This window comes from Streptomyces sp. NPDC002787 (genome assembly GCF_053592095.1).
Genome location: NZ_JBSFVC010000021.1, coordinates 49,263 through 74,836 on the forward strand (window position 1 = coordinate 49,263; position 25,574 = coordinate 74,836).

Here is a 25,574-nt window from a genome sequence, read left to right on the forward strand (position 1 = left end):
TATCAGTGACGGGCATCACACTCACTGTCCGTGCGCAGGACGCGGATGAGCCGGGCCACCGTCTCCACCATCGCCGCACGGCCCGCCGTCAGGTACTTACGTGGGTCCACCACCTCGGGACGGGCGGTGAGGAACTCCCGGATCGCGCCGGTCAGGGCGATGTTGAGGGCGGTGCCGATGTTGACCTTGGCGATGCCGCCCGCGACGGCCGTCCGCAGTTCGTCGTCGGGCACACCGGAGGAGCCGTGCAGGACGAGGGGGACGTCCAGGGCGTCGGCCAGCCGTTTCAGGAGGGTGTGGTCGAGCACGGCGGTCCGGGTGGTCATGGCGTGCGCGCTGCCGATGGCGACGGCGAGGGCGTCCACGCCGGAATCGGCCACGAAGGCCCGCGCCTCGTCGGGGTCGGTGCGGGCGCCGGGCGCGTGCGCGTCGAAGGACGCGCCGGGCCCGCCGCCCGCGTCCCTCCCGTCCACCCGGTCGGCCTCCTTCCCGCCCACACGCCCCAACTCGGCCTCGATCCACAGCCCTTGACCGTGCGCCCACTCCACGGCGGCGTGGGTCGCGGCGAGGTTGTCCAGGTACGGCAGATGCGAGGCGTCGTACATCACGGAGCTGAACCCGGCGTCGGCGGCCCGGCGCAGCAGGTCGTCGCTCCGGATGTGGTCGAGGTGGAGCCCGACGGGCACGGCCGCCCGCTCGGCGGCGGCGGTGGCGGCACGCGCCAGCGGCAGCGGATCCCCGTCGTGGAACCTGACCGCGTTCTCGCTGACCTGCAGGACGACCGGCGCGCCGACGGACTCGGCGCCCGCGACGACCGCCTCGACATGCTCCAGGGTGATGACGTTGAACGCGACGACCGCCAGGTGCGCGGCGGCGGCCCCGGTGATCAGTTCACCGGTCGTCGTGAGCGGCACGACTCCTCCTGCCTCAGCGGTCGTTCGTGTCGAGGATCACCGAGCGCGTGAGGTGGCGCGGCCGGTCGGGGTCGAGGCCGCGGGCGGCGGCCACGGCGACGGCGAGCCGCTGGGCCCGGACCAGTTCGGCGAGCGGATCGAGCCCGCCGGCCACCCAGGTGCCGCCGGTCTCCCACACCTGTTCGGCCAGCCCCTCGGGCGCCTCGCCCAGCATCCAGGTCGCCGTGCCCCGGGTGGTGACGCTGATCGGGCCGTGCCGGTACTCCATCGCCGGGTAGGCCTCGCTCCACGCCAGCGCGGCCTCGCGCATCTTCAGCGCGGCCTCGTTGGCGAGGCCCACGGTCCAGCCCCGGCCGAGGAAGGTGAACTGGACGCTGTCGACGAGCCCTTCGGGCAGCGGCTGCTGCAGCGCGGTGCGCGCGTCGGCGACGGCCGCCTCGGTGTGCAGCCCGAGGTGGGCACGGAGGAGGGTGAGGGCGGTGGTGGCGAAGCGGGTCTGGACGACGGACTCCTCGTCGGCGAAGTCCAGCACCACGACGTCGTCCGCGACCGTCATCACGGGGGTGTGCGGGTCCGCGGTGATCGCCGTCGTAGGCGTACGGCCCCGGAGCGCGCCCAGCAGTTCCAGCACCTCGGTGGTGGTGCCGGAGCGGGTGAGGGCGACGACGCGGTCGTAGGCGCGGCCGTGGGGGAACTCCGAGGCCGCGAAGGCGTCCGTCTCGCCCTGTGCGGCCCGCTCGCGCAGCGCGGCGACGGCCTGTGCCATGAAGTACGACGTCCCGCAGCCGACGAGGGCCACCCGCTCCCCCGGCGACGGCAGGGCTCCCGCGTGCTTCACCGCCTCGGCGGCGACTCGGGTCCAGCACTCGGGCTGGCTGTTCAGCTCGTCCTCGACGTGGGTCATGCGGCCACTCTCCCCAGAAGAGACAGGGGTGATGCTTGTTTATGCAAGATATAGTCAGCTTTCGAGCATCTTCAAGCAAGAGGAGGACGCATGTCCCGCGACGCCCGTTGGCAGACGCTGCTCGAACTGCTCGTCGAGCGGGGTCGGCTGGACGTCGAGGAGGTGGCCGCCAAGCTGAGGGTGTCCGCCGCGACGATCCGGCGCGACTTCGATCAGCTCGCGGAGCAGCAGATGCTCGTCCGCACGCGGGGCGGCGCGGTCGTGCACGGCGTCTCGTACGAGTTGCCGCTCCGCTACAAGACGGCCCGTCACGCGACCGAGAAGCAGCGCATCGCGAAGGCGGTGGCGGATCTCGTCGCGCCCGGCGAGGCCGTGGGCCTGACCGGCGGCACGACGACCACCGAGGTGGCGCGGGCCTTGGCCGTGCGGGGTGATCTGGCGTCCGGGGCCCCCGCGCTGACCGTTGTCACCAACGCGCTCAACATCGCGAGCGAGCTGGCCGTGCGGCCCCAGTTCAAGATCGTGGTGACCGGCGGGGTGGCGCGCGCCCAGTCGTACGAACTCGTCGGACCGCTCGCCGACGGCGTGCTCGGCCAGATCACCCTGGACCTGGCCGTCCTCGGCGTCGTCGCCCTCGACGTCGTCCACGGCGCCGCGGCCCACGACGAGGCGGAGGCCGCTGTGGACCGGCTGCTGTGCGAGCGCGCCGAGCGTGTCGTCGTCGCGGCCGACTCCAGCAAGCTGGGACGGCGGGCCTTCGCCCGCATCTGCGCGACCGGGGCCGTGGACACGCTGGTCACGGACACGGCGGCGGCACCGGAGACGGTACGGCGGTTCGAGGAGGCCGGGGTACGGGTCGTCGCCGTCTGAGCCTTGCGGCGCTGGTCAGTCCTGCAGCCAAGGGGCGAGCAGCCCGCCGCGCTTCAGGGTGGTGAGGACCAGGGAGACGTCGATGGCCGCCACGTCGCGGAGCCAGGGGGGACGGGTCACGAAGTCGTGGAGGGCGGTTTCGTCGGGGAAGGCGGTGAGGATGAGAAGTTGGCGTTCGCCGGTGACGAAGCTGGTGTAGCGGACATGGGCCGACTCGGCGAGGGCCGCCGCCACGCGGTCCGCCTCGGCCGGGGGCGTGCGGACCCAGAGGACCGCCTCGACCGGCAGCCCGAGCACCGCGGGTTCGATCACGGCACGGATGCGGACCTTGCCCTCGCGCCGTAACGCACCGAGGCGGCGTCTCGCAGTGGCCTCCGAGACGCCCGCGACGCGCGCGAGTTCGTCGTAGGTGCGGCGCCCGTCCTCGGCGAGGGCGTGCAGCAACAGCCGGTCGGCGCGGGAGAGTTCGGCTGAGGTGTCACCGGCCGGCAGGGGGCCGGTGAGCTGCGGCCGATCGGTGGGCGACGGCGACGCGGTGTCGTCGCCGGCCGAACCCTTCAGCGCGGCGATCTCGGCCTCGGTGAGCAGGCCGGCGTGCCACTCACGGATCGTGCGGACGTGACGCAGCACGGGGAGGGTGCGGGTCTCGGTCACGCCCGGCAGTCCGGCGAGTTCGTCCAGGACGAGGCCCGCCAGTCGTTCCCGGGGCCAGCGCAGTTCCGCGACGCAGTCCGGGGTGCCGGTCAGGACGTGGACGAAGACGCAGTCGGGCCGACGGGCCAGCGCGGTCGCGGTGACCCGGGCCCGGCCGGGGGCGCAGCGGACGCCGACCACCACGCTGCGGCCGCGCATCGCCATGGCCCCGATCCGCACCAGACCGGACTCCATCAGCCGGGTGCCGCGGCGGACGACGGTGCGTTCGGGCTCGCCGAGGGCCGCCGCGATGCGGTGCCAGGCGGCCCGGCCGTCGATCTGCAGCGCGCTGATGATGCGCCGGTCCAGCGAATCCGTCACCGGGCCGGTCTGCGATGCGTCCATCGGCCCCAGACTATGGCGGATTCCGTCAACTCCGCAGGGCTTCTTGTTCCCTTCCGTCGCCGTGGCCCAGCCTGCCGTGAAGTGGAACCGCATGGTCCCGCACGGTCTCCCCGCCGTGCGGGCGCGTCCACCGTCCCCCGAGGCCCGCACACGCCGCACGAACCCATGACTCCCGTGACTCCCCGATGTACGGAGATGGTTGACGTGACCGTGACTCCTGGCAGTCCCCCACGCTCCCCGGCCGCCGACTCCACCACACCGACGCGCCCCCGGCCCGTCGGCACCGGGCGCGGCCGACCGGCCCTCCTGGGTCCCGGTCTGGTGCTGGCGGCCGCGAGTGTGGGCGCGGGCGACATGGTGACGTCACTCGCGGGCGCCGCCGGGTACGGGATGGCGCTGATGTGGGCGATCGTCATCGGTGTCGTCCTCAAGTACGCGCTCACCGAGGCGGTGGGCCGGCTGTACCTGGCCACCGGGCAGACCGTGATCGCGAGCCTGAAGTCGGCCGCCCGCTGGCTGCCGGCGGCGTTCATGCTCTTCGTGCTGGTGATCGGGCTGCTGTACGGGGCGGCGCTCGGTTCGGTGGCGTCCCTTGCCCTGTCCACCCTGTTCCCCGTGCTGCCGGTCAGGCCGGTCGCCGTCGCGATCGCGCTGGCGGCGGCCGCGATCGTGTACGTCGGGCGGTACGCGGTGTTCGAGCGGGTGATGAGCGTCTTCATGCTCGCCAAGTTCCTCGGCATGGCCGTCCTCGCGGTCGCCACGCTCGCCACCGCCGACGATCTGCCCGGCCTGCTCGGCACGCTGCGCCCGCGACTGCCGGAGGGCGACATGGTGACGGTGCTGGCGTTGATCGGAGGGGTGGGCGGTACGGCCGGGATCGCCTCGTACAGCTACTGGGTGCGGGAGAAGGGCTGGGCGGACCGGAGCCGGCTGCGGATCATGCGGGCGGACTCGGCGGTGAGTTACGGCGTCACCCTGCTGTTCGTGCTCTGCACGACCGTGGTGGGCACGGGCCTGCTGTACGGCACCGGCGGCAGCATCACCGGCAGCGACGGGCTCGCCGCGCTCGCCGATCCGCTCGGCGCCGACCTGGGCTCGGTGGCGCGGGTGCTGTTCCTGGGGACGTTCTTCCTGGTGACGCTGAGCGCGCTGGTCGGCGGCTTCAACGGCCTGTGTTACCTGCTCGCCGACTCGCTGCGGGCGCTGCGCGGCATCCCGGACGCCGAGGCGGAGCCCCACATCGCGCAGAACGGCCGTCCGTTCCGCCTGTTCGTCCTCTACTGCGCCGTCACCTCGGTCGCCGTCACCTTCATGGGCCGGCCGGTGTCCCTGGTGCTCACCTACGCCGCCGTCGGCTCGCTGATCCTGCCGCTGCTCTCCGGCGCGCTGCTGGTGCTGCTCAACCGCCGGAGCGTGGAGCCGGCGCTGCGCAACCGCATCACCTCGAACGTGCTGCTGGGCGGCTCCTTCGTGCTCTTCGGAGTGCTCGCGGCCGTCCAGCTCAAGGACTCCCTGGGAGGGGCGTGAACCACCTCGTGAACGACCTTGTCGACCACCCCGCGACGTACCCCGTGAACCCGACGGGCGACGTGGACGCCACGGACGACCTGTGCTTCCGGACCGCGTACGAACTCGCTGTCGCGCTCGCGCGCCGTGAGGTGTCCGCGCGGGAGGTGGTGAGCGCCCACCTGGAACGGATCGAGCGGGTCAATCCGGCGGTGAACGCGATCGTGACGCTGGTGGCCGAACGGGCCCTGGAGCAGGCGGCCGAGGCGGACGACCGGATGACGGCCGGGGAGCCTGTCGGCCCGTTGCACGGGCTGCCGGTCGCGCACAAGGACCTGCACGACACGGCGGGCATCCGGACGACGTCCGGTTCGCCGATCTTCGCCGACCGGGTCCCCGGCCACGACCATCTGGTCGTCGAGCGGCTGCGGAAGGCGGGGGCGATCACCCTCGGCAAGACCAACGTCCCCGAACTGGGCCTGGGTTCGCACACCGTCAACCCCGTCTTCGGGGCCACCCGCAACCCCTACGACCTCTCCCGCAGCGCGGGCGGCAGCAGCGGCGGCGCGGGAGCCGCCCTCGCCTGCGGGATGCAGCCTCTCGCCGACGGCAGCGACACCGGCGGTTCGCTGCGCAATCCCGCCTCCTTCAACAACGTGGTCGGTCTGCGCCCGTCGCCCGGCCGGGTGCCGTCCTGGCCCGACAAGGCGCCCTGGGGTCAGCTGTCGGTGAAGGGGCCGATGGCCCGGACCGTGGCGGACGTCGCCCTGGCCCTGTCCGTGCTGGCCGGTCCCGACCCCCGCGACCCGCGCTCCCTCCAGACGCCGGGCTCCACCTTCGCCTGGCAACTCGACGGCAATCTACGGGGCTTGCGGGTGGCCTGGTCGCCGGATCTCGGCGGTACCTTGCCCGTCGACCCGGAGGTACGGGAGGCGCTGCGGCCGGCGCCGGAGGTGTTCGCCGCGCTGGGCTGCGAGGTCGAGGAGGCCTGCCCGGACCTCAGGGGCGCGGACGAGGTGTTCCTCGCCCAGCGCGCCTGGCAGGTGGAGCTCTCCTACGGGCCGCTGCTCGACGAGCACCGCGACCTGCTGGCCCCCGACGTGATCTGGAACATCGAGGAGGGCCGCAGGCTCGGCGGCCCCGACCTGGGCCGGGCGCAGGCGCTGCACGGCGCGCTCTTCCACCGGGTCCGCGAGTTCTTCGAGCGGTACGACCTGCTGTTGCTGCCGGTCAGCCAGGTCGCGCCCTTCGACATCGGTCTGGCGTATCCGACGGTCGTGGACGGCACTCCGATGGAGACCTATCTCGACTGGATGCGCTCGGCGTACCTGATCTCCGTCACGGGCTGCCCGGCCCTGTCCGTCCCTGCCGGTTTCACCCCGGGCGGTCTGCCGGTCGGGCTCCAGATCGTCGGCCCGCACCGGCGGGACTGGTCGGTCCTCAAGGCCGGCCACGCCTTCGAACGGGCGACGCGGGTGGGTGAGCGCCGGCCGCCGGTGGTGAACGCTCCGCCGGGCGCACGGTGATGAACCCGCGGCCCAGTGGGTGCTGTGTCGCCGCTGGTCAGTGGCCATGTCCGGGCGCGGTCTCGTGCGGCTCATCCGATGCGGCGGCGCCACCGGTGCGGACCGTGAACGCCGCCGTGTGGACCTTGCCCTCGTGCTTGAAGTCGAGGAAGAGGCGGTAGGTGCCGTCGGTGGGCGCGGTGGCCGTGAAGGAGATGTCCGGGCCGGGCGCGGTCCTGCCGTCGCCGGGCTCGCCGTTGGGGTGGACGTGCAGGTAGGCGAGGTCGCCGGAGCGCAGGGCGACCAGGTGGCCGTACGCGCCGAGGTAGGGCTGGAGGTCGGTGACGGGCCGGCCGTCGCGGGAGACCTTGAGCTTGAGTTCGCCGGCCGCGCCCGGACGCAGGCCGCCGTCCAGCGCGACCTCGTAGCCGTTGACCTCGGCGGTGTCGCTCGGCGCCGGGAGCTTCTCCGGCTTGTAGGTGCCCGAGGCGGCGAGGTCGGCGCCGAGTGTCAGGTTCTCGGCGTTCTCCCCGGCCGGGGTGAAGTCGGCGAAGACGCGGTAGCCGCCCGCGTCGGGCAGGTCGACGGGGGTGCTCCAGGTGCCGTCGGCGGCGCGGGTGGGGTGCAGATGGCGGTAGGTGACCAGGTCGCGTGAGGCGAGGATGAGGTGGAGTTCCTTGTCGTGCTCGCGCTGGTAGGCGGTGACGGCGCGGCCGTCCTCGTCGCGGATGACGAAGCGCAGGTCGGTGCGCTGTCCGGCGGTGACGGTCGGGGTCCGCAGGTCGAGGGTGTAGCCGCCCTCGGATATCTGGAGTCCGCCGGCCGGGGCCGATTCATGCTCCCCCGCGCGCTCCCCGCCCTCACCGGGATCCGGTGACTCCTCACGGTGGCTGTCGTGGCGCGCGGGCGCGCGCTCGGCGGTGTCCGAGACGACGGGGTCGATGCCCTTGCCCACGCCGTAGGCGGTGCCGAACGTCGCGGCCAGCGCGGCGGCGAACGCGGTGATCCTCAGTCCGGTGTTCATGGCCGTCTCCTTCGGGGTTCGGGTCTCCACACAGCTCACGATACCCCTGGGGGGTATCAAGTCAAGCGACCCGGGCGACTTGCCATCGATACCCACCAGGGGTATACAGGGCAGTGCTCGATAATACCCCCACCCCGTATTCGACCGCGCGTCGCCCACCCTGTTACGAGGAGCAGCCATGACCACCACCAGGACCGGCCCCGCCGCCGAGGTAGAGCTCTCCATCGGCGGAATGACCTGTGCCTCCTGCGCCGGCGCGTGTCGAGAAGAAGCTGAACCGCATGGAGGGCGTCACCGCCACGGTCAACTACGCCACCGAGAAGGCGAAGGTCAGCTACGAGGGTGAGATCTCCGTGCGGGACCTGATCGCCACCGTCGAGGCGACGGGATACACGGCACGGGAGCCCGAGCCGCCCGCACCGGCCGAGCCCCGGGCATCCGGCGAGGCGGTGGACGACGAGCTGCGTCCGCTCAGGCAGCGGCTGATCACGGCCGTGGCCCTGGCCCTCCCCGTCATCGCCATGGCCATGATCCCCGCGCTGCAGTTCGAGTACTGGCAGTGGCTGTCCCTGACGCTGGCGGCGCCCGTGGTGACGTACGCCGGGTGGCCCTTCCACCGCGCCGCCTGGAGGAACGCCCGGCACGGCGCCGCCACCATGGACACCCTGATCTCCATCGGCACCCTGGCCGCGTTCGGCTGGTCGCTGTGGGCGCTGTTCCTCGGCACGGCGGGCACGCCGGGCATGACGCACCCCTTCGAGCTGACCATCGTCCGTGGCGACGGCGCCGGGAGCATCTATCTGGAGGCCGCGGCCGGGGTGACGGCGTTCATCCTGGCCGGGCGGTACTTCGAGGCCCGTTCGAAGCGGAAGGCGGGCGCGGCGCTGCGGGCGCTGCTGGAGCTGGGCGCGAAGGACGTCACCGTCCTCACGCCGGATGGTGGTGAACGGACGGCCCCCGTGGCCGAGTTGCACGTCGGCGACCGCTTCCTGGTGCGCCCCGGCGAGAAGATCGCCACCGACGGAGCGGTCGTCGAGGGCTCCTCCGCCGTGGACGCGTCCATGCTGACCGGCGAGTCGGTGCCCGTGGAGGTCACGGTCGGCGATCCGGTCACCGGTGCCACCGTCAACGCCGGCGGCCGCCTCGTCGTCGAGGCCACCCGGGTCGGCGCCGACACCCGCAGGCCGAGGCGGCCGGGCGTACGGCCGTCGCGGTCGCCTGGGACGGCGAGGCTCGCGCGGTCCTCGAAGTCGCGGACGCGGTGAAGGAGACCAGCGCGGAGGCGATCACCCGGCTGCGCGCGCTCGGCCTCACCCCGATCCTGCTGACCGGCGACAACCGTGCCGTGGCCGAGTCCGTCGCCCGTCAGGTGGGCATCGCCCCCGAGTACGTGATCGCCGAGGTGCTGCCGCAGGACAAGGTCGATGTCGTCAAGCGGCTCCAGGCCGAGGGCCGTTCGGTCGCGATGGTCGGCGACGGCGTCAACGACGCGCCCGCGCTCGCCCAGGCCGACCTGGGCCTCGCCATGGGCACCGGCACGGACGCCGCGATCGAGGCGGGCGACCTGACGCTCGTACGCGGTGACCTGCGCGCGGCGGCCGACGCCATCCGCCTCGCCCGCCGGACCCTCGGCACCATCCGGTCCAACCTGTTCTGGGCGTTCGCCTACAACGTGGCCGCTCTTCCGCTCGCCGCGGCCGGCCTGCTCAACCCGATGATCGCCGGAGCGGCCATGGCCTTCTCCTCGGTCTTCGTCGTCGGCAACTCCCTGCGGCTGCGGACGTTCCGGGCGGCCGACTGAATCTCCTCGCCATCGGCGAGGCTCGCGTTCGGCTGGTCGAGCGAAAAATGGTCGCGCTGAAGGGCGCCGACCCACCGAAGCCGCCGACCCGCTGAAAGGCCCCGATCACCTTGACATGGGGATTCTCCAATTCGCCGAGGGATTGCCGGATCGGTCGGAGATCGATTCGGCATATCACCGCCGCGCGCGGCGAGAATCGCGGCGAATGCCCGGGGCGATTCACCCGCCCCGGGCACGCCCGCGAAAACGCCGGGCGCGTCCCGGCGCAGTTCTGCGGCAACCTCCGACTCCGCGCAGATCCACGGAGGCATTCGACCGCGCGCAGAAGGCACGGAGACATCCGACTCCGTGCCTTCTGGCCCCGGTTATCCCTCCAGGGCGGTCATGAGAATGTCGACGCGGCCGGTCACTGACGGTGACGCCGGCCGAGGTGGGCGAGGAGCAGGTTCGGGTCTCGCATGGTGAAGAAAGCGCCGCTGGTCACGTAGACGGTCCGGTGGCGGACGGCCACGGAGGTCGGGTTGGAGAGCCCGTCCTGCTGGGTGAGGACGACGGTGTGGGTGCCGTCCGGGCGGACGAGGGCGACTTCGTCGCTGAAGAACAGAGCGGCGAGGACGGTGTCCCCACGCCCGGTGAACGCGAAGTCGTCGACCCCCGCGAGCCCCGTCGCCCTGGTCTCGATGGTGCCCGCCGAGCCGTCCCGGCGCACGGGGATGCGCAGCAGCGTCCCCCGGTCGGAGTTGGTCACCCACACGTCGCCGTGGTGGACCTTGAGCCCGTTCGCGCCGATGCCGAAGCCGCCTTCCGAGGTGGGGACGGGCTCGAGAGCGGTTCCCGTGGCCCACTGCGTCGGCGTGCCGCCGTTCCGCGGTACGCGCCAGACGGTGCCCAGCACCGAGTCGGCGACGTAGAGCACGCCTCGCTGCTCGTCGAGGGCGATGGCGTTGGGCAGTCCGTTCGCCGGCAGCTGCGCGATCTGCCGGGGCGCGCGCCCGGGGGCGATGCGCCAGACGCCGGTCTTGCTGGTTCCGGTGGCGTAGGTGACGTAGAGCGTGCCGTCGTGGGCGCGGGTGATGCCGAGGACGATGTCGTCGCCGACGACGGGGGTCTGCGGGTTCGCCTCGGCGGGCAGGGTCGCACGGATCCGGGTGTGGCCCTGCTGGGTGACATGGGCGACCTGCCGGGCGGTCGCGAAGGTCAGGAAGGCGGAGCCGTCGGGTTCGAGGGCGATGTTCTCCGGCGTCTGCCCCCTGGCGAAGTCGAAGTGGGCGACGACACGCGGATGGGAGACGGTCTCCTCGCCGCCCGGCGGGGGAGCCGCGGCCAGCAGGGCGACGGCGGCGGCCGCCGCGGCGACACCGGACAGACGGGGAATTCGGCGCATGGGTCTCTCCTTGGACGGGGCATCGAACACCGGGTACGGCGCCCCACGAACATGACGGCGCGTCAGCCGACGGCGCCGGCAGTCACGGCCGGACGTTCGCCCGCACGGCCCACGGCTTGCGGCCGGTCGGGGCCCCGCTGGGACCCGATCGGGTCGGGTGCGGTGGGCGCCGCGTTCCGGCGGTCGGCGGGCCCCGGCTCCTCGTTGACCTTGCCCCACGGCCCCCCTGCGGAGCGGTTCGGCCTGACGCCCGTCACGTACGCCCCACCTGACCGCCACCCGGCCCGGAATGGTGACCCCCGGCCCGGAAACCGCCTTGTCGCGGTCACCGACTCCCACCTAGCCTCTTTTTGTGCCGCGAAGAAACAAAACCCGAACGCACCACGCCGCGCCGGGCCACGGCGGCGACCTCTCCACGCTGCGCGTCCTCCGTATCGCCGTCACCGCCTTCTTCGCCCTAGACGGTTTCGTCTTCGCCGGTTGGGTGGTCAGAATCCCCGCGATCAAGGAGCAGACCGGTGCCTCGCCCGGCGCGCTGGGGCTCGCGCTGCTGGGCGTGTCCGCAGGGGCGGTGGTCACGATGATGCTCACCGGCCGGCTCTGCCGCCGCTTCGGCAGCCACCCGGTGACGGTCGTGTGCGCCGTCCTGCTCTCGCTCAGCGTGGCGCTGCCCCCGCTCACCCACTCGGCGCTCGCGCTGGGCGCGGTGCTGCTGATCTTCGGCGCGGCGTTCGGCGGGATCAACGTCGCCTTCAACAGCGCGGCCGTGGACCTGGTGGCCGCGCTGGGACGGCCCGTCATGCCCGGTTTCCATGCCGCGTTCAGCCTCGGCGGCATGGTCGGTGCGGGAGTCGGCAGCCTGGTCGCGGACTCCCTGTCCCCCACGCGTCATCTGCTCGGGATCACCCTGCTCGGCCTGCTGGTGACCGCCGTCGCCGCACCGCCCCTGCTGCGCCACGAGCCCCCGGCACCGCCGGACCGCACCCACGACCGGCAGGACCGTGTGGCCGGCCCTCGTCGTCTCGACGGCCGGACCCGAGGCTTGGTGGTCGTCCTCGGCCTGATCGCCGGATGTACGGCGTACGGCGAGGGAGCGCTGGCCGACTGGGGCGCCCTGCACCTGGAGGCGGATCTGGACACCTCCCCGGGCGTCGCGGCGATCGGTTACATGTGTTTCGCGTTCGCCATGACGATCGGCCGGCTCACCGGGACGACACTGCTCGAACGTCTGGGCAGGCAGACCGTGCTCGTGGCCGGTGGCGCCACCGCGACGGTCGGCATGCTGCTCGGCTCCCTCGCCTCGTCCGCGTGGGCCACGCTCCTCGGTTTCGCGGTCACCGGTCTGGGCCTCGCCAACATCTTCCCCGTCGCCATCGAACGCGCCGGCGCGCTGGCCGGGCCGAGCGGTGTGGCGACCGCCTCCACCCTCGGTTATCTCGGCATGCTCCTCGGCCCGCCCGCGATCGGTTTCATGGCCGAATGGTTCTCCCTGCCCACCGCGCTCACCAGCGTCGCGGCACTCGCCGCGTTCGCCTCGGTCATCGCGTTCGCCACCCGTCACTCCACCGCGAAATGACCACTCAGCGTTGCCCCGTGACCCCTCGCGGTGCAGGAAGTCAGCCCTCCGAGAAGATGAGGCAACCATTCAGTCGTTCGATTCGTATAACTCCCTGGAGGCACCGCGACCCGGCCGAACAGAGGGCGGCCGGAGCGTCACCATCCGCTTTTCCGGATGGTCCCGAACAAGGAGAAACGATGCGACTGTTCGTGCTCAACTACGCTCGCGCCGCTGAGCAGTTGGAGTTCAGCGCTCCGTACACCTACGACTCCGGGCTGCAGTTGAACGTGCTCGCCGACGGGCGTATAGCCGCTCATGACCAGGGCCTCATGCGGGAATTGGGAGCGACGACGTCCACCGCGGGTTCGAAGACCCATTTCGACGACTGAACGCGGGCCGTCGACGATGACCGTGCTGATCCTGACGTGTGAACAGGATGTGACGGCGGACCTGGTGGTCGCACAACTGAACAGGGCCGGCGTACCGGTGGTCCGGCTCGATCCCGCCGACCTGCCCGGCGAGGTGGCACTCTCCGGCGAGTACGTGCACGGCGCCTTCCGCGGGCATCTCTCTGCCGGGGGGCGCCTGGTGAGCATGAGCGGGCTGCGGTCCGTCTGGCTGCGCCGGCCGGGGGTGCCGGCCGGCCGGGTCGCCGAGCCGTCCGCCTGGCTGACCGAGGAGTCCTCGCAGGCCCTCTACGGCATGCTGCGCGGCACGGGCGCCCGCTGGATGAACGACCCGGACGCGGCCCGGCGGGCCCGCCACAAGCCCTGGCAGCTCCGGCACGCCCAGCGCTGCGGACTCCCCGTGCCGGCCACGCTGATCACCACCTTCCCGCAGGCCGCCCGCGACTTCGCCGAGCGCTTCCCGGACCTGGTGGTGAAGCCGGTCTCCGGCACCCATCCGCAGGAGCCGGCCCGGACGGTCCCCACCAGCCGTGTCGCGCCCGGCACCGACTTCACCGCCGTCGCGTTCGGCCCGACGCTGCTGCAGCGCCGGATCGCCAAGACCGCCGACATCCGGCTCACCGTCGTCGGCGACCGCATGCTGGCCGCCCGCAAGGCGGTCGCCCCGGACGCGCACCCCGACGAGGTGGACGTCCGCTTCGCCCCCTCCACCGCGCCCTGGCAGCCGGTCGACGTCCCGCCGCGCACCGCCGCGGCCGTACGCGCCTATCTGCGGGACGCCGAACTCTCGTACGGGGCCTTCGACTTCGCGGAGGACGCGGACGGGATCTGGTGGTTCCTGGAGTGCAACCAGTCGGGCCAGTTCGGATTCGTGGAGATGGACACCGGCCAGCCGATCGCGCGCAGCGTCGCGGAGTGGCTGGCACACGAGGGGCCGGGGGCGGCAACGCGCCGCGCCGGCCGGATACGGGCGATGCCCTGACGCCCCTGGAGACATCGGGCATCGGCTGAACCAGCACGGCGGGCGTGCCGACCTCCTTGTCCGGTACGCCCGCTGCCCCCACACTCGGTCCATGGGGAGACGAACGCAGGCCGAGCGGGACGCGATGACCACGGAGATCGGTTTCGCGCTCTTCGCGGGGGCGGTACTGGCGGGCGCGACCTACTTCGGGGTGACCGAGTTCCTGCCGAAGGTCTTCGGCTCCCTGCGCGGCCGGTGGAGCCTGCTCGGCCCTCTCGCGTTCACCGCGACCGTGGTGGTGTTCGTCGCCGTCGTCACCATCGTGCTGACCCGCTTCCGGCACGCCACGCGCGTGGCGCGGCAGGCTCCCGCGCCGCCCGGTCGCCCGGCCTCGGCTCAGCCCAGCCGGCCCGGCCGCACCAACCCCGACTCGTAGGCCAGTACGACGAGTTGTGGGGCAGCCACCGGTACAGCCAGTGCGCCACCAGCACATGCCCCACTCACAGCGCCCCCATCGCCGTCCAGGCGGCCTCGCGGTGCCCGGCGACGCGCTGAAGCAGCCGCCGGCGCCACAGCAGCAGGAGGGCGCCCACGAGCAGCAGGACCCGTGCGAAGGGGTCCAGCGAGGCGCGTTCGTCCTTCTGGAACTCGGCGGCCGCGTTCGACCCGACCCTGACGAAGACGGTGAACGTCGCGGCGGAGCGCCACGGCCGGCGAGGACGCGCCCTCGTCGCCGTCCGGCCGGTTCCACCACGGCGGACCGCCGCCGTGCCACCGCCGCCACGGCGGCCCGCCCCACACCGGGGAGCCACCCGCCCGCGCACCCTGCTCTGCCACACCGGCCGCGCTAGACGCCGCCCACCGGGCACGACGTCACCCGAGCGAGGTGGGCACGCCTACTCCCCGGGCAGTACGCCCGGCAGACCCAGCCGGCGAGCGAGCCCGTCCGCCGCGTGCCGGAAGAACACCTCGCGGTCCTCGACCACCCGGTTGAACTGCCCGAACACTTCGAAGTTCACCAGCCCGAACAGCTGGGCCCACGCCCCGACCAACCCCGCGACCATCTCCGGCGGCAGATCGGGCGCGAAGTCCCCGGCCATCCGACGGGCCTCGGGCAGCAGCTCGGCCGGCAGCTCCCGCCGGGCCACCCCCTCGGTCTGATGGGCGTCGCGCACGATCCCGATGAGCACCTGCCCGACCCGGGACGCGGCCGGCACCGTCGTGTCGGGCGCGGTGTATCCGGGCACGGGCGAGCCGTAGATCAGCGCGTACTCGTGCGGCCGCGCCAGTGCCCACTCCCGCACCTCCGCGCAGACCGCGCCCCAGCGCCCGGCCGGACTCTCACCGGCCGCCTTCGCATACGCGGCCTCCGCCGCCTCGCCCAGGGAGTCGAAGGCGTCGATGATCAGTGCGGTCAGCAGGTCGTCGCGGCTCGGGAAGTAGCGGTACAGCGCGGAGGACACCATGCCGAGTTCCCGCGCCACGGCCCGCAGGGACAGTTTGGCCGCGCCCTCGGCGGCGAGCTGTCTGCGCGCCTCGTCCTTGATGGCGGCCGTGACCTCGGTCCGGGCGCGGGCGCGAACCCCTTGTGCTCTGCTCATGCGAAGCAGTGTGCCACAGAGCCAGAGCACTGCACACAAACGAGAGCGCTGCTCTTGCTATGGAGCGCCGATCTCATGCACACTGCTCTCGAGCGAGAGCAGTGCTCTCCGAATCGCTCGGCGAGCTGCTCCACCACCACGGGAGGACCCCCATGCCGTCGGACCACTACATCAAGGCCAACGCCTACGAACGCGCGCTGAACGGCTTCGTCGGCTGGCTCGCCCGCCGGGGCGTCAGCCTCCTCGGCTCGGCCGAGCTCTCCGTGCGCGGCCGCAAGAGCGGCGAGTGGCGTCGGCTGCCGGTCAACCCGCTGCCGTACGAGGGCGGCCCCTACCTCGTCTCGGCGCGCGGCCACTCCGAGTGGGTGCGCAATATGCGGGCGGCCGGCGGGGGACGGCTCCAGGTGGGCCGCCGGGTGCAGGAGTTCACCGCGGTCGAGCTGCCCGACGAGGACAAGCCCGTCGTGCTGCGGACCTATCTGAAGAAGTGGGGCTGGGAGGTGGACCGGTTCTTCGGCGACATCAACGCCGACTCCACCGACGAGGAGCTGCTCGCCGCCGCGCCGAAGCACCCCGTCTTCCGGATCACCGTCGAGCGGTGACCGGCCGGGGTGCCACCGGACCGGCACCGAGGGCGGGCGGCCCCGGACCTACTTGTCGAACGCGGTCAGCGCTCGCTGGGCGAGCGGGTGGGTGCGCACGATCTCGCCCAGCGAGGTCGAACCGCGCGTGATGTCGACGAAGGCCCGCCAGGCGGGCCGGAACCCGGTGATCGCCGCGTGGAAGAGGCCGGGCCGGCGCTCGAAGGCGATCAGCAGCCGCTTGCCGACGCTCATCTCGACGCCGAGCCCCGCCTTCACGGCGAACGCGTAGTTCAGCGCCTGGCGGCGGGTGTCGACCGCGTCGTGGGCCTCGGCGATCCGGACCGCCCACTCCCCCGCGAGCCGCCCCGAGCGCAGCGCGAAGGAGATGCCCTCCCGCGTCCACGGCTCCAACAGGCCCGCCGCGTCCCCGCAGACCAGCACCCGGCCCCGCGAGAGCGGCGAGTCGTCGGCCCGGCAACGGGTCAAGTGCCCGGAGGAGACGCTCGGTTCGAAGCCCGCCAGACCGAGCCGCCCGATGAAGTCCTCCAAGTACCGCTTGGTGGCGGCGCCTTCACCCCGTGCGGAGATCACGCCGACGGTCAGTGTGTCGCCCTTGGGGAAGACCCACCCGTAACTGCCGGGCATCGGGCCCCAGTCGATGAGGACACGGCCCTTCCAGTCCTCGGCGACGGTCTCCGGCACGGGGATCTCCGCCTCCAGGCCGAGGTCGACCTGTTCGAGCTTCACCCCGACATGTGCCCCTATGCGGCTGGCGCTTCCGTCCGCGCCGACGACGGCCCGCGCGAGCAGCGTCTCACCGCTCTGCAGGACGATCGCGACCGTCCGCCGGTCCGGCACGGCCGAGCCGTGCTGCTCGACCCGGGTGACGGTGACGCCCGTCCGCAGTTCCGCGCCCGCCTTCTGGGCGTGCTCGACGAGTTGCTGGTCGAACTCGGGCCGGTTGATCAGCCCGAAGAGCATCTGCTTCGACTTGCGCGTACGGGCGTAGCGGCCGTCGAGGGAGAAGGTGACCGCGTGCACCCGGTCCTTGAAGGGCAGTTCGAAGCCGGGCGGCAGCGCGTCGCGCGAGGGGCCGATGATGCCGCCGCCGCACGTCTTGTAGCGCGGCAGCTCCGCCTTCTCCAGCAACAGGACGCTGCGTCCCGCGACCGCCGCCGCGTAGGCGGCCGAAGCCCCTGCGGGGCCCGCGCCCACCACGACGACGTCCCACACCCGCTGCACGTCGTCCGCCGAAGAGTTCTCGCTGCTCACGATGGTCTACTGCTCCCGATCCAGCCGCCTGCCGCACCTGTCCCACGCATCCTACGGCGGGTGAGGCCGAGGACCGCTGTGGGAGGATCGGCAGCGCGTGCGCCCTACACCGACACACCGGGTAAGCGCGTACGCAGCCACGTACCCAGAAGGACAACGTCGCACCCACCAGGAGCGTGCCCATGCCGTCGAACCCGGTCGCCGAGACCGTCGCCTCGCTGATACCCAGGGCGAAGGAGGAGCTCAGCGAGCTGGTGGCCTTCAAGTCGGTGGCGGACTTCGACCAGTTCCCGAGGAGCGAGAGCGAGGGCGCCGCGAACTGGGTCGCCGACGCGCTGCGCGCCGAGGGTTTCCAGGACGTGGCCCTGCTCGACACCCCCGACGGAACCCAGTCCGTGTACGGCTACCTACCGGGGCCCGAGGGCGCGAAGACCGTCCTGCTCTACGCGCACTACGACGTGCAGCCGCCGCTGGACGAGACCGCCTGGGTGTCCCCGCCGTTCGAGCTGACCGAGCGCGACGGCCGCTGGTACGGGCGCGGCGCCGCCGACTGCAAGGGCGGCGTGATCATGCACCTGCTGGCGCTGCGGGCCCTGAAGGCCAACGGCGGGGTGCCGGTCAACATCAAGGTGATCGCCGAGGGGTCCGAGGAGATGGGCACCGGCGGACTGCAGCGGTACGCCGAGGCCCACCCCGAGGTGCTCGCCGCCGACACCGTCGTCATCGGCGACGCGGGCAACTTCCGCGCCGGTCTGCCCACGGTCACCTCCTCCCTGCGGGGCATGATCCTCATGCGGGTGAAGATCGACGCCCTCGAAGGCAACCTGCACTCGGGCCAGTTCGGCGGCGCGGCCCCCGACGCGCTGGCCGCGCTGATCCGCGTCCTCGACTCACTGCGCGCCGAGGACGGCACGACGACGGTCGACGGACTGGCGAGCGACGGGACGTGGGAGGGCCTTCAGTACGCCGACGAGCAGTTCCGCGAGGACGCCAAGGTGCTCGACGGCGTGGAGCTGGTCGGCTCCGACACGGTCGCCGACCGTATCTGGGCCCGTCCGGCCGCCACCGTGCTCGGCATCGACGCCCCGCCCGTGGTCGGCGCGACCCCCTCGATCCAGGCGAGCGCCCGCGCCCTGATCGGCCTGCGCGTCCCGCCGGGCGCGGACGTCCAGCAGGCGATCAAGCTGCTCGAAGCCCACCTCGTGGCCCACACCCCGTGGGGCGCCCGGGTGAGCTGCGAACTGATCGGCCACGGCCAGGCGTTCCGGGCCGACACCTCCAGCCCCGCGTACGAGGCGATGGCCGCCGCCATGGCCGTCGCCCACCCGGGCCAGGAGATGCAGTACGCGGGCCACGGCGGCTCCATCCCGCTGTGCAACGCCCTCGCCGCCCTCTACCCGGACGCCGAGATCCTGCTCATCGGCCTCAGCGAGCCCGAGGCCCAGATCCACGCGGTCAACGAGAGCGTGTCCCCGGAGGAGCTGGAGCGGATGTCGGTGACGGAGGCCCTGTTCCTCAGCAACTACGCGAAGAGCTGAGCGAAGGATTCAACGCCGGTGCGGTGCCGCGCCCCTCGCTTTTTCGGGGGCGCGGACAACTGCGCGAGCAACCACAACCCACCCGCACGTGGCCCCAACCTCCCCGGAACGGCGACGAGGCGACCCCTCACACCGGAATCCCGGCCTCCAAGTACAGCGCGGCGCCCCGCTCCCGCGCCCGCAGAGCCCACCGCAACCGCTCATACCGCACCGGCGGCAACAGATCCGCGGCCTCCTCCTCCGTGACGAACCTCCAGTCACGAAGCTCGGGCCCGGGCAACACGGGCCGCTGCGCCCCGCTGGTATCGATCCGCCCCCCGTCGAAGAGCAGCCGCAACCCGCCGTACCTCGGCCGCGCGGGCGCCTCCCAGTCCACGACCAGCAGCCGGGGCACCTCCTCCAGCCGTATCCCGGTCTCCTCCAGAACCTCACGCACGCCCGCCCGCGCCGGCGCCTCCCCGGCCTCCACCACCCCGCCGGGAAACTCCCATCCCGCCTTGTAGGTCGGATCGACGAGCAGCACCCGGTCCTCGTCGTCGAACAACAGGACCCCCGCGGCGACCGTCTCGGCGGTCGGCTCGGGGGTCTGCACGATGTCGCACACGGGTACGTCGTCGGCGGCCACGGCGTCGGCGATGCGCCGCGCGGTCTCGTACGGGGTGAGGGCACCGGTGTCGACGAGGTGGGCATCGGCGGTGAGCCAGCCGCCCAGGGCGGCGCGATAGGGCGCGATGTGGTCGTACGCCCATTGACGCACGCGCATCTCGCCGTCGGGGAGGTCCGGGGGAATCTCCCGTCCGGCTATTCGCTCTCGCAGTATCGTTTCGGCCGGGGCCAGGAGCAGATGCCGTACGGGTATGCGGCGGGAGGCGAGGCCGCCGAAGATCTCGTCGCGGTACTCCTGGCGGAGCAGGGTCATGGGGACCACGAGGGTGCCGCCCAGCTCGGCGAGCAGCGCGGCGGCGGTGTCGACCACGAGCCGTCGCCAGCTCGGCAGGTCCTGGAAGTCGCCGACCTCTGCGAGGCGTTTGGCCGGCAGCATGTGTGTCAGTGCGCCGCCGATGACCTCGGGGTCGAAGAGCGTGCTGTTCGGGATCAGTTCGATCAGTTCCCGTGCGGTGGTGGTCTTCCCCGCACCGAACGCGCCGTTGATCCAAACGACGGTCACGGTTCCCCCTCTTCGGTTGACCCCCTGAGGCTTGCCCTCCACTCCGCCACGGAAACCAGCCGCTGATGAGGAGCCGAAAAGACGACGACGGCGGGCCCCCCGCCCAGTGGGGGCCCGCCGCCTGCACCGCGATGAGGAACGGAGGGGAAGTCCGCCGCCCACTACAAGGCCGTCAGCCTTCCTTGCCGCCCTTGCCCTCCTGACCGCCCAACGCGTCCTCGTCGACCGCCAGGCTGTCGCTGGAGACCGTCTTGCCGACCTCGCCGAGAGTGCCCTCGACGTCCAGTTTGCTCAGCCCGTCCGTCTTCCCGAGCGTGTCGGTGGTGTCGAGACCGTGCGACGGCGTGATGGCCGCGACGACGAAACCGGTGGCGAGGGAGGCGATGGCGAGCATGCTGCGCTTCTTCATGCCCCGCTCAACTGCGGAACGCCCCGAGGAGTCACGGCCGGTTCCCGGCGTTTCGACCCGCCGTGACGCCCGCCGCACCCACCCCGGTCATCCCACCCCGGCCACCCGCGTGCTCGGTCGGCGGGTCAGGGCCGCCGCGGCGGCTCCCACCAGGCCCGCGTCCGTGCCCATGACGGCGGGGGCGATGGTGAGGTGCTGGACGAAGGAGAGCGTGGCGTAGTTCCTGAGGGCGGTGCGGAGGGGGGCGAAGAGGATCTCGCCGGCGCCCGCGACTCCGCCGCCGATGACGGCGATGTCGATCTCGACGAGGGTGGCGGTGGCGGCGATACCGGCGGCGAGGGCCTGGGCGGCGCGTGCGAAGGAGGCCACGGCGATCGGGTCACCGGTCTGCGCGGCGGCGGCGACCGCGGCCGCGGAGGTGTCGCCGTCGGGCCCCGGCCGCCAGCCGTTCTCCAGGGCGCGGCGCGCGATGTTGGGCCCGCTCGCGATGCGCTCGACGCAGCCCCGGGCACCGCACGGGCAGGGGTCACCGTCGAGGTCGACGCTGATGTGACCGATGTGCCCGGCGTTCCCGGTGGGGCCCGCGTGCAACTGCCCGCCGAGGACGAGGCCGCCGCCGACACCCGTCGACACGACCATGCACAGCGCGTTGTCGTGGCCGCGCGCCGCACCCTGCCAGTGCTCGGCCGCCGTGATGGCCACGCCGTCGCCGATCAGCTCGACGGGCAGCCCACCGGTCGCCGCCCGGACGCGCTCCACGAGGGGAAAGCCGCGCCAGCCGGGCACGTTCACCGGGCTCACCGTGCCGGCCGAGGCGTCCACCGGGCCCGCGCTGCCGATCCCGACGGCCGTCGCCCCGCTCCACAGCGGTGCGACGGTCAGCTCGCCGAGGACCTCCTCGACGGCCCGCATCACGGTGTCGCCGTCCTCCCGCGCGGGTGTCGGGCGCTGCGCGCGCACCAGGATCCGGCCGTGGCCGTCCACCAGCGCCCCGGCGATCTTGGTGCCGCCGATGTCGAGCGCGGCCACGAGGTCGGTCTGCATCAGTGTCAGTTCTCCCGCTGCGAGTCTCCTACCGGGCGCCCGAATCAGGCGGCGCCCGGCTCTCCGGCCGGAAAACTGGCAGCACGACGCTCGCCTGGTGGGGGGCGCCGGCCAGAGAATGCGATAGACAGTCTCCCCCGGCCGTGACAACGTTGTCCAGGCTCTATGCTCGACGCCACATCCCCAACAGCCGCACAATTCCGCCACGGCACCACTGATCAGACCCGTGGACGAAGGACAGGACAGCGCATAGTGCCCGAGACAGCCAACGGCGTCGCCCGCCGCCGCGAGAACCGCTACGGCAACCGTCCCACGATGAAGGACGTCGCGGCCCGGGCCGGAGTGGGTCTGAAGACGGTCTCCCGGGTGGTGAACGGCGAGCCGGGCGTCACCCCGGACACCGAGCGCAGGGTCCAGGAGGCGATCGAGGCACTCGGCTTCCGGCGCAACGACAGCGCGCGCGTGCTGCGCAAGGGCCGTACGGCCAGCATCGGCCTGGTCCTGGAGGACCTCGCCGACCCGTTCTACGGCCCGCTGAGCCGGGCCGTGGAGGAGGTCTCCCGCGCCCACGGCTCACTGCTCATCAACGGGTCCAGCGCCGAGGACCCGGACCGCGAGCAGGAGTTGGCACTGGCCTTGTGCGCCCGACGCGTGGACGGCCTCGTGATCATTCCGGCCGGTGACGACCACCGCTATCTGGAGCCCGAGATCAGGGCGGGTGTCGCCACGGTGTTCGTGGACCGTCCGGCCGGGCGCATCGACGCGGACGTGGTGCTGTCGGACAGCTTCGGCGGTGCCCGTGACGGGGTCGCCCACCTGATCGCCCACGGCCACCGCCGGATCGGCTTCATCGGCGACATGCCCCGTATCCACACGGCCGCCGAGCGGCTGCGCGGCTACCGGGCGGCCATGGAGGACGCGGGCATCGCGGTCGAGGACACGTGGATGTCCCTGGGCGTCACGGACCCGGAGCGGGTCCGCAGGGCGGCCGAGGACATGCTCTCCGGCCCGGCGCCCGTCACGGCGGTCTTCGCGGGCAACAACCGGGTGACGGTCACGGTCGTACGGGTCCTCGCCGAGTACGACCGCCCAGTCGCCCTCGTCGGCTTCGACGACTTCGAGCTGGCCGATCTGCTCCGGCCCGGCATCACGGTGGTCGCCCAGGACCCCGCCCGGCTGGGCCGCACCGCCGCCGAGCGCCTCTTCCAGCAGTTGGACGGCTCCCTCGTCACCCCGGAGCGCATCGAACTGCCGACCCGGCTGATCGCCCGGGGCTCGGGCGAACTCCCGCCCGCGGACTGATCGTCGGTGTCCCCCGACCCCCGTACGCTCGAAGCCCTCGGCCTCGCCGTGGCCCCGCGCGAGGACCCGCTGAGCTACCCGGGCGCATGGCCTGCCGAGTCCGCGCTGCTGGACGGCAACCGGATGCTCCCGCTGGACACACTCACCTTCGAGGACCGCGTCCCCGTCCTGTCCGTCGGCTCCAACGCCTGCCCCGCGCAGCTCGTGCACAAGATGGCGGAGCACGGCGTGGAGTGCCGGATCCCCATGGTCAAGGCCAGGGTCACCGGCGTCGGGATCGGTGTCTCCGCCCACGTCAGCCTGCTGGGCTACATGTCGGCGTCGCCCTTCCACTCCCCCGGCACCACGCGCGAGCTGTTCATCACCTGGCTGGACGAGGCACAGCTCGCCGTGGTCGACGCGAGCGAGGGCGTCGACTCGCCGACCGGCAACTTCCACCGGGCCGCGCTCCCCGCCACCGACTTCCGCGTCGAGCTGGAGTCCGGCGAGGTCCTCGACCACGCCTGGATCTACGTCAACCGATGGGGCGTCCTGCACAACGGCGGCCCCGGCCCACGCCCCCACCCCGGTCGGCAGCGCCCGCTGATCACCGAACTCCTCGCGGCGTCGGTGGAGTTGCGCGCACTGTTCGGCACCACACCGGACGAGTTCAGCGCCCGGGCGCGCGGCAACCGGGCACTGTGCGTCCGGGGCAGGGAGGTGTTCGCCGAGCAGCGGTGGACCACGGTGTCGGGGCTGGAGCAGTACGTACGGCCGCACCCGCGGTCATGGGCCTGACCTGGGCGGGAACCGGCCTCAGCAGACCGGGAGGCCGGGTACCGGGGCGTCGTTGTCGCCGCCCTGGATGTAGACGTCGCTGACGTAGACGTCCGTGTTGCCGCTGTCGTCGTCGGTCTTCGCCCACCAGATGTTGGTCCACTCGCCGTGGGTCTCGCGACGGCCCAGATTCGCCTGGCAGTAGAAGTAGTTGGTGCCCTGCTTGAGGATGCCGACCTCGGTGCCGGAGGCGGTGTAGGACTTGGCGGTGGTCCAGACGGTGCAGTTGTACTTGCCGCCGCCGATCGAGTGGCAGACCGGTTCCACCGCGGGTTCGCCGCCGGTCGTCCCGCCGGTCGTGCCCCCACTGGTGGAGCCGCCCGAGGTGTCCGAACCTCCCGTGCCGCCGCCGGCGGTGCCGTCGCTCGCCTCCTTCGACGAGGAGGGAGACGCCTGGGGTTCCTTCGCCTTCTTCTCCTTGGCCGTCTCGTCCGGGCTCGGGGACTTCGTGTCGTCCTGCTCCTTGGCGTCGGAGTCGTCGGAGAGGTCGACCGTGCCCCGGCTGCGGCCCGGGGAGGGCGTACCGGTGCCCGACTCGGTGACCGAGGGCTGGGCGCCCGTGTCCGTGTCGTCGTTCCCGTTGAGCAGCGCGACCGTGACGCCGGTGGACGCGAGGACGACGGTGACGGCCACGGCGGCGAGCAGCGCACGGCCCTTGCGCGGACGCCGGCCGGCGGAGGACACGGTGGTGTCGGCCCCCGACGGAGGCACGGGTGCCTGCGGCCCGCCCGCAGCGGGGTCGCCGACCGCGGGGGACGCCCCCGTGCCGGGCCCGGCGACCGGCTGCGGCGGCCCGAAGCCGGGGGTCGGACCGGTCGAACCGACGCCGGCGGTCTGGCCCGTCGAACCGAAGCCGGCGCCGGCGTCCGTGCCGGCGGGCCCGGCTCCCGTCGCACCGAGTGCCGCGCCCGCTGTCGGCGGTCCGAAGCCCGGCGGTACCGACGGGACGCTCCGCTGGGTCTCGGCCCTCGGGTGCGGGGCGCGCCCGGTCGACCCGCCCGTCGGGGAGTCGACCGAACTTCCGGAAGCCACGGCTTCCAGCAGCTCGCGGGCCCGGTCGGCGTCCGGGCGGTGCTCCGGACGCTTGTCCATCAGCTGGTGCAGGACGGGCCCGAGCGGTCCCGCCCGCCGGGGTTCGGGCAGCGGGTCGGCCACGATCGCGGTGAGCGTCGACCAGGTGGACGTACGCCGGAACGGGGAGGAGCCCTCCACGGCCGCGTAGAGGGTGGCGCCGAGTGCCCAGACGTCGGAGGCGGGGCCGGGGTCGTTGCCCTGGGCGCGCTCGGGGGCCAGGTAGTCGAGGGAGCCGACGAGTTCGCCGCTGCGGGTGAGATGGGTGGCGGAGCCGTCGCCCGGGTTCTCCATGGTGGCGATGCCGAAGTCGGTGAGGACGACCCGGCCGGAGCTGTCGAGCAGGATGTTGCCCGGCTTGACGTCGCGGTGCAGCACACCGACCCGGTGGGCGGCGGCGAGCGCGTCCATGACCTTGGCGCCGATGGCGGCCGCCTCACGCGGGTCGAGGAGGCCCCGGTCGTTCAGGACGTCGTCCAGGGACGGCCCGTCGACCAGCTCCATGACGATCAGCGGGCGTCCGTCGACCTCGGCCACGTCGTGCACGGCGACGACTCCGGGGTGCCGGACGCGGGCGGCGGCACGAGCCTCGCGCTGCATCCTGAGGCCCAGGTCGGCCAGTTCGGGCGCGCCCGCGTCCGTGTAGGTGCGCAGTTCCTTGAGGGCGACCTCGCGGTGGAGCACCTCGTCCAGGGCCCGCCAGACGACGCCCATGCCGCCGCGTCCCAGCTGCTCCACGACCCGGTACCGCCCGGCGAGAATGCGCCCGGCACCGTCCGCCTGTTCGTTCGCCCCCGAAGACACCCGCGCCCCGTTCCTGTGACACACCATGAGTGGCGTACAGCCTAAGCCGTGCCAGGGGACGCTCCGGACCAGCGGCAACGGCTGTCACAGGAC

At 72.7% G+C, this 25,574-nt stretch carries 22 protein-coding genes and 2 pseudogenes; 12 read left to right on the plus strand and 12 right to left on the minus strand.

Annotated elements, in window-relative coordinates; translation table 11 throughout:
* Positions 1-2: 2 nt before the first annotated feature.
* On the minus strand, positions 3-914 hold the full coding sequence (locus tag ACWD26_RS27655) for a class II fructose-bisphosphate aldolase (protein WP_451274596.1): 912 nt from the start codon (positions 912-914) through the stop codon (positions 3-5).
* 13 nt (positions 915-927) lie between these two features.
* Complete coding sequence (locus tag ACWD26_RS27660; protein WP_451274598.1) at positions 928-1,818, minus strand: SIS domain-containing protein; 891 nt, start codon at positions 1,816-1,818, stop codon at positions 928-930.
* 90 nt (positions 1,819-1,908) lie between these two features.
* On the opposite strand from ACWD26_RS27660, the gene ACWD26_RS27665 reads away from it, so the two are divergent.
* The gene (locus tag ACWD26_RS27665) at positions 1,909-2,688 is read left to right on the plus strand and encodes a DeoR/GlpR family DNA-binding transcription regulator (RefSeq protein ID WP_451274600.1); all 780 of its coding nucleotides are present in this window, start codon (positions 1,909-1,911) and stop codon (positions 2,686-2,688) included.
* Between the two features lie 15 nt (positions 2,689-2,703).
* On the opposite strand, the gene ACWD26_RS27670 is transcribed toward ACWD26_RS27665, so the two are convergent.
* Positions 2,704-3,726 carry an Lrp/AsnC family transcriptional regulator gene (locus ACWD26_RS27670; protein ID WP_451274602.1) on the minus strand — a complete coding sequence of 341 codons (1,023 nt, stop codon included), beginning with the start codon at positions 3,724-3,726 and terminating at the stop codon, positions 2,704-2,706.
* Between the two features lie 195 nt (positions 3,727-3,921).
* Between ACWD26_RS27670 and ACWD26_RS27675 the strand changes: the two genes are divergently transcribed.
* Positions 3,922-5,253: an Nramp family divalent metal transporter gene (locus tag ACWD26_RS27675; protein ID WP_451274604.1), complete on the plus strand. Its 1,332-nt coding sequence runs from the start codon at positions 3,922-3,924 to the stop codon at positions 5,251-5,253.
* Positions 5,250-6,758 (plus strand): amidase, encoded by a 1,509-nt coding sequence (locus ACWD26_RS27680; RefSeq protein ID WP_451274606.1) that lies wholly within the window; start codon positions 5,250-5,252, stop codon positions 6,756-6,758. The genes ACWD26_RS27675 and ACWD26_RS27680 overlap by 4 nt, the downstream gene beginning before the upstream one ends.
* A gap of 37 nt (positions 6,759-6,795) precedes the next feature.
* Here ACWD26_RS27680 and ACWD26_RS27685 read toward each other — a convergent pair whose 3' ends face one another.
* On the minus strand, positions 6,796-7,761 hold the full coding sequence (locus ACWD26_RS27685; protein ID WP_451274608.1) for a hypothetical protein: 966 nt from the start codon (positions 7,759-7,761) through the stop codon (positions 6,796-6,798).
* Positions 7,762-7,939: 178 nt separating this feature from the next.
* Between ACWD26_RS27685 and ACWD26_RS27690 the strand changes: the two are divergent.
* Positions 7,940-9,439 (plus strand): annotated as a pseudogene (locus ACWD26_RS27690) (heavy metal translocating P-type ATPase); the annotation flags it as partial.
* Positions 9,440-9,968: 529 nt separating this feature from the next.
* Here the strand turns inward: ACWD26_RS27690 and ACWD26_RS27695 are convergent.
* Positions 9,969-10,946, minus strand: coding sequence for a hypothetical protein (locus ACWD26_RS27695; RefSeq protein WP_451274610.1), 978 nt, complete (start codon positions 10,944-10,946; stop codon positions 9,969-9,971).
* A 352-nt stretch (positions 10,947-11,298) separates the two neighbouring features.
* Here ACWD26_RS27695 and ACWD26_RS27700 point away from each other — a divergent pair, with 352 nt between their 5' ends.
* The 4 genes from ACWD26_RS27700 (at position 11,299) to ACWD26_RS27715 (ending at position 14,308) form a co-directional block, all read left to right on the plus strand.
* Positions 11,299-12,522, plus strand: coding sequence for an MFS transporter (locus tag ACWD26_RS27700; protein ID WP_451274612.1), 1,224 nt, complete (start codon positions 11,299-11,301; stop codon positions 12,520-12,522).
* A 179-nt stretch (positions 12,523-12,701) separates the two neighbouring features.
* Positions 12,702-12,893, plus strand: coding sequence for a putative ATP-grasp-modified RiPP (tgmA, locus tag ACWD26_RS27705; protein ID WP_013005676.1), 192 nt, complete (start codon positions 12,702-12,704; stop codon positions 12,891-12,893).
* Positions 12,894-12,909: 16 nt separating this feature from the next.
* Complete coding sequence (tgmB, locus tag ACWD26_RS27710) at positions 12,910-13,893, plus strand: ATP-grasp ribosomal peptide maturase (RefSeq protein ID WP_451274614.1); 984 nt, start codon at positions 12,910-12,912, stop codon at positions 13,891-13,893.
* A 91-nt stretch (positions 13,894-13,984) separates the two neighbouring features.
* On the plus strand, positions 13,985-14,308 hold the full coding sequence (locus tag ACWD26_RS27715; RefSeq protein ID WP_451274616.1) for a DUF6332 family protein: 324 nt from the start codon (positions 13,985-13,987) through the stop codon (positions 14,306-14,308).
* A gap of 19 nt (positions 14,309-14,327) precedes the next feature.
* Here the strand turns inward: ACWD26_RS27715 and ACWD26_RS27720 are convergent.
* Both ACWD26_RS27720 and ACWD26_RS27725 read right to left on the minus strand, forming a co-directional pair.
* A pseudogene (locus ACWD26_RS27720) lies at positions 14,328-14,709 on the minus strand (sensor histidine kinase); the annotation flags it as partial.
* Positions 14,710-14,768: 59 nt separating this feature from the next.
* A complete protein-coding gene (locus ACWD26_RS27725) occupies positions 14,769-15,473 on the minus strand; it encodes a TetR/AcrR family transcriptional regulator (RefSeq protein WP_451274618.1) in 705 nt (234 codons plus the stop codon).
* A gap of 152 nt (positions 15,474-15,625) precedes the next feature.
* On the opposite strand from ACWD26_RS27725, the gene ACWD26_RS27730 reads away from it, so the two are divergent.
* Complete coding sequence (locus tag ACWD26_RS27730) at positions 15,626-16,075, plus strand: nitroreductase family deazaflavin-dependent oxidoreductase (protein WP_451274620.1); 450 nt, start codon at positions 15,626-15,628, stop codon at positions 16,073-16,075.
* A gap of 48 nt (positions 16,076-16,123) precedes the next feature.
* Here ACWD26_RS27730 and ACWD26_RS27735 read toward each other — a convergent pair whose 3' ends face one another.
* Positions 16,124-17,329 (minus strand): geranylgeranyl reductase family protein, encoded by a 1,206-nt coding sequence (locus tag ACWD26_RS27735; protein ID WP_451274622.1) that lies wholly within the window; start codon positions 17,327-17,329, stop codon positions 16,124-16,126.
* Between the two features lie 182 nt (positions 17,330-17,511).
* Here ACWD26_RS27735 and ACWD26_RS27740 point away from each other — a divergent pair, with 182 nt between their 5' ends.
* Positions 17,512-18,867 (plus strand): M20/M25/M40 family metallo-hydrolase, encoded by a 1,356-nt coding sequence (locus tag ACWD26_RS27740; protein ID WP_451274624.1) that lies wholly within the window; start codon positions 17,512-17,514, stop codon positions 18,865-18,867.
* Between the two features lie 127 nt (positions 18,868-18,994).
* Here the strand turns inward: ACWD26_RS27740 and ACWD26_RS27745 are convergent, their stop codons facing one another.
* The 3 genes from ACWD26_RS27745 to ACWD26_RS27755 all read right to left on the minus strand — a co-directional run bounded on the left by ACWD26_RS27745 (position 18,995) and on the right by ACWD26_RS27755 (position 21,488).
* Positions 18,995-20,035 carry an NUDIX hydrolase gene (locus ACWD26_RS27745; protein WP_451274626.1) on the minus strand — a complete coding sequence of 347 codons (1,041 nt, stop codon included), beginning with the start codon at positions 20,033-20,035 and terminating at the stop codon, positions 18,995-18,997.
* Between the two features lie 172 nt (positions 20,036-20,207).
* Complete coding sequence (locus ACWD26_RS27750) at positions 20,208-20,444, minus strand: hypothetical protein (protein ID WP_451274628.1); 237 nt, start codon at positions 20,442-20,444, stop codon at positions 20,208-20,210.
* An 87-nt stretch (positions 20,445-20,531) separates the two neighbouring features.
* Positions 20,532-21,488, minus strand: a complete 957-nt coding sequence (locus tag ACWD26_RS27755; RefSeq protein WP_451274630.1) for an ROK family protein — start codon at positions 21,486-21,488, stop codon at positions 20,532-20,534.
* A gap of 252 nt (positions 21,489-21,740) precedes the next feature.
* Between ACWD26_RS27755 and ACWD26_RS27760 the strand changes: the two genes are divergently transcribed.
* Both ACWD26_RS27760 and ACWD26_RS27765 read left to right on the plus strand, forming a co-directional pair.
* The gene (locus ACWD26_RS27760; RefSeq protein ID WP_451274632.1) at positions 21,741-22,790 is read left to right on the plus strand and encodes a LacI family DNA-binding transcriptional regulator; all 1,050 of its coding nucleotides are present in this window, start codon (positions 21,741-21,743) and stop codon (positions 22,788-22,790) included.
* A 6-nt stretch (positions 22,791-22,796) separates the two neighbouring features.
* Positions 22,797-23,567: a hypothetical protein gene (locus tag ACWD26_RS27765; RefSeq protein ID WP_451274634.1), complete on the plus strand. Its 771-nt coding sequence runs from the start codon at positions 22,797-22,799 to the stop codon at positions 23,565-23,567.
* A gap of 18 nt (positions 23,568-23,585) precedes the next feature.
* Here ACWD26_RS27765 and ACWD26_RS27770 read toward each other — a convergent pair whose 3' ends face one another.
* The gene (locus ACWD26_RS27770; RefSeq protein ID WP_451274636.1) at positions 23,586-25,481 is read right to left on the minus strand and encodes a protein kinase domain-containing protein; all 1,896 of its coding nucleotides are present in this window, start codon (positions 25,479-25,481) and stop codon (positions 23,586-23,588) included.
* Positions 25,482-25,574 lie beyond the last annotated feature (93 nt).

What these genes read in the sequence shown, in the direction of transcription:
- ACWD26_RS27660 (WP_451274598.1), bottom strand. Translation starts at nt 1,818, where the DNA reads ATGACCCACGTCGAGGACGAGCTGAACAGCCAGCCCGAGTGCTGGACC.
- ACWD26_RS27665 (WP_451274600.1), top strand. Translation starts at nt 1,909, where the DNA reads ATGTCCCGCGACGCCCGTTGGCAGACGCTGCTCGAACTGCTCGTCGAG.
- ACWD26_RS27670 (WP_451274602.1), bottom strand. Translation starts at nt 3,726, where the DNA reads ATGGACGCATCGCAGACCGGCCCGGTGACGGATTCGCTGGACCGGCGC.
- ACWD26_RS27675 (WP_451274604.1), top strand. Translation starts at nt 3,922, where the DNA reads ATGGTTGACGTGACCGTGACTCCTGGCAGTCCCCCACGCTCCCCGGCC.
- ACWD26_RS27685 (WP_451274608.1), bottom strand. Translation starts at nt 7,761, where the DNA reads ATGAACACCGGACTGAGGATCACCGCGTTCGCCGCCGCGCTGGCCGCG.
- ACWD26_RS27695 (WP_451274610.1), bottom strand. Translation starts at nt 10,946, where the DNA reads ATGCGCCGAATTCCCCGTCTGTCCGGTGTCGCCGCGGCGGCCGCCGCC.
- tgmA (WP_013005676.1), top strand. Translation starts at nt 12,702, where the DNA reads ATGCGACTGTTCGTGCTCAACTACGCTCGCGCCGCTGAGCAGTTGGAG.
- tgmB (WP_451274614.1), top strand. Translation starts at nt 12,910, where the DNA reads ATGACCGTGCTGATCCTGACGTGTGAACAGGATGTGACGGCGGACCTG.
- ACWD26_RS27715 (WP_451274616.1), top strand. Translation starts at nt 13,985, where the DNA reads ATGGGGAGACGAACGCAGGCCGAGCGGGACGCGATGACCACGGAGATC.
- ACWD26_RS27725 (WP_451274618.1), bottom strand. Translation starts at nt 15,473, where the DNA reads ATGAGCAGAGCACAAGGGGTTCGCGCCCGCGCCCGGACCGAGGTCACG.
- ACWD26_RS27730 (WP_451274620.1), top strand. Translation starts at nt 15,626, where the DNA reads ATGCCGTCGGACCACTACATCAAGGCCAACGCCTACGAACGCGCGCTG.
- ACWD26_RS27740 (WP_451274624.1), top strand. Translation starts at nt 17,512, where the DNA reads ATGCCGTCGAACCCGGTCGCCGAGACCGTCGCCTCGCTGATACCCAGG.
- ACWD26_RS27750 (WP_451274628.1), bottom strand. Translation starts at nt 20,444, where the DNA reads ATGAAGAAGCGCAGCATGCTCGCCATCGCCTCCCTCGCCACCGGTTTC.
- ACWD26_RS27755 (WP_451274630.1), bottom strand. Translation starts at nt 21,488, where the DNA reads ATGCAGACCGACCTCGTGGCCGCGCTCGACATCGGCGGCACCAAGATC.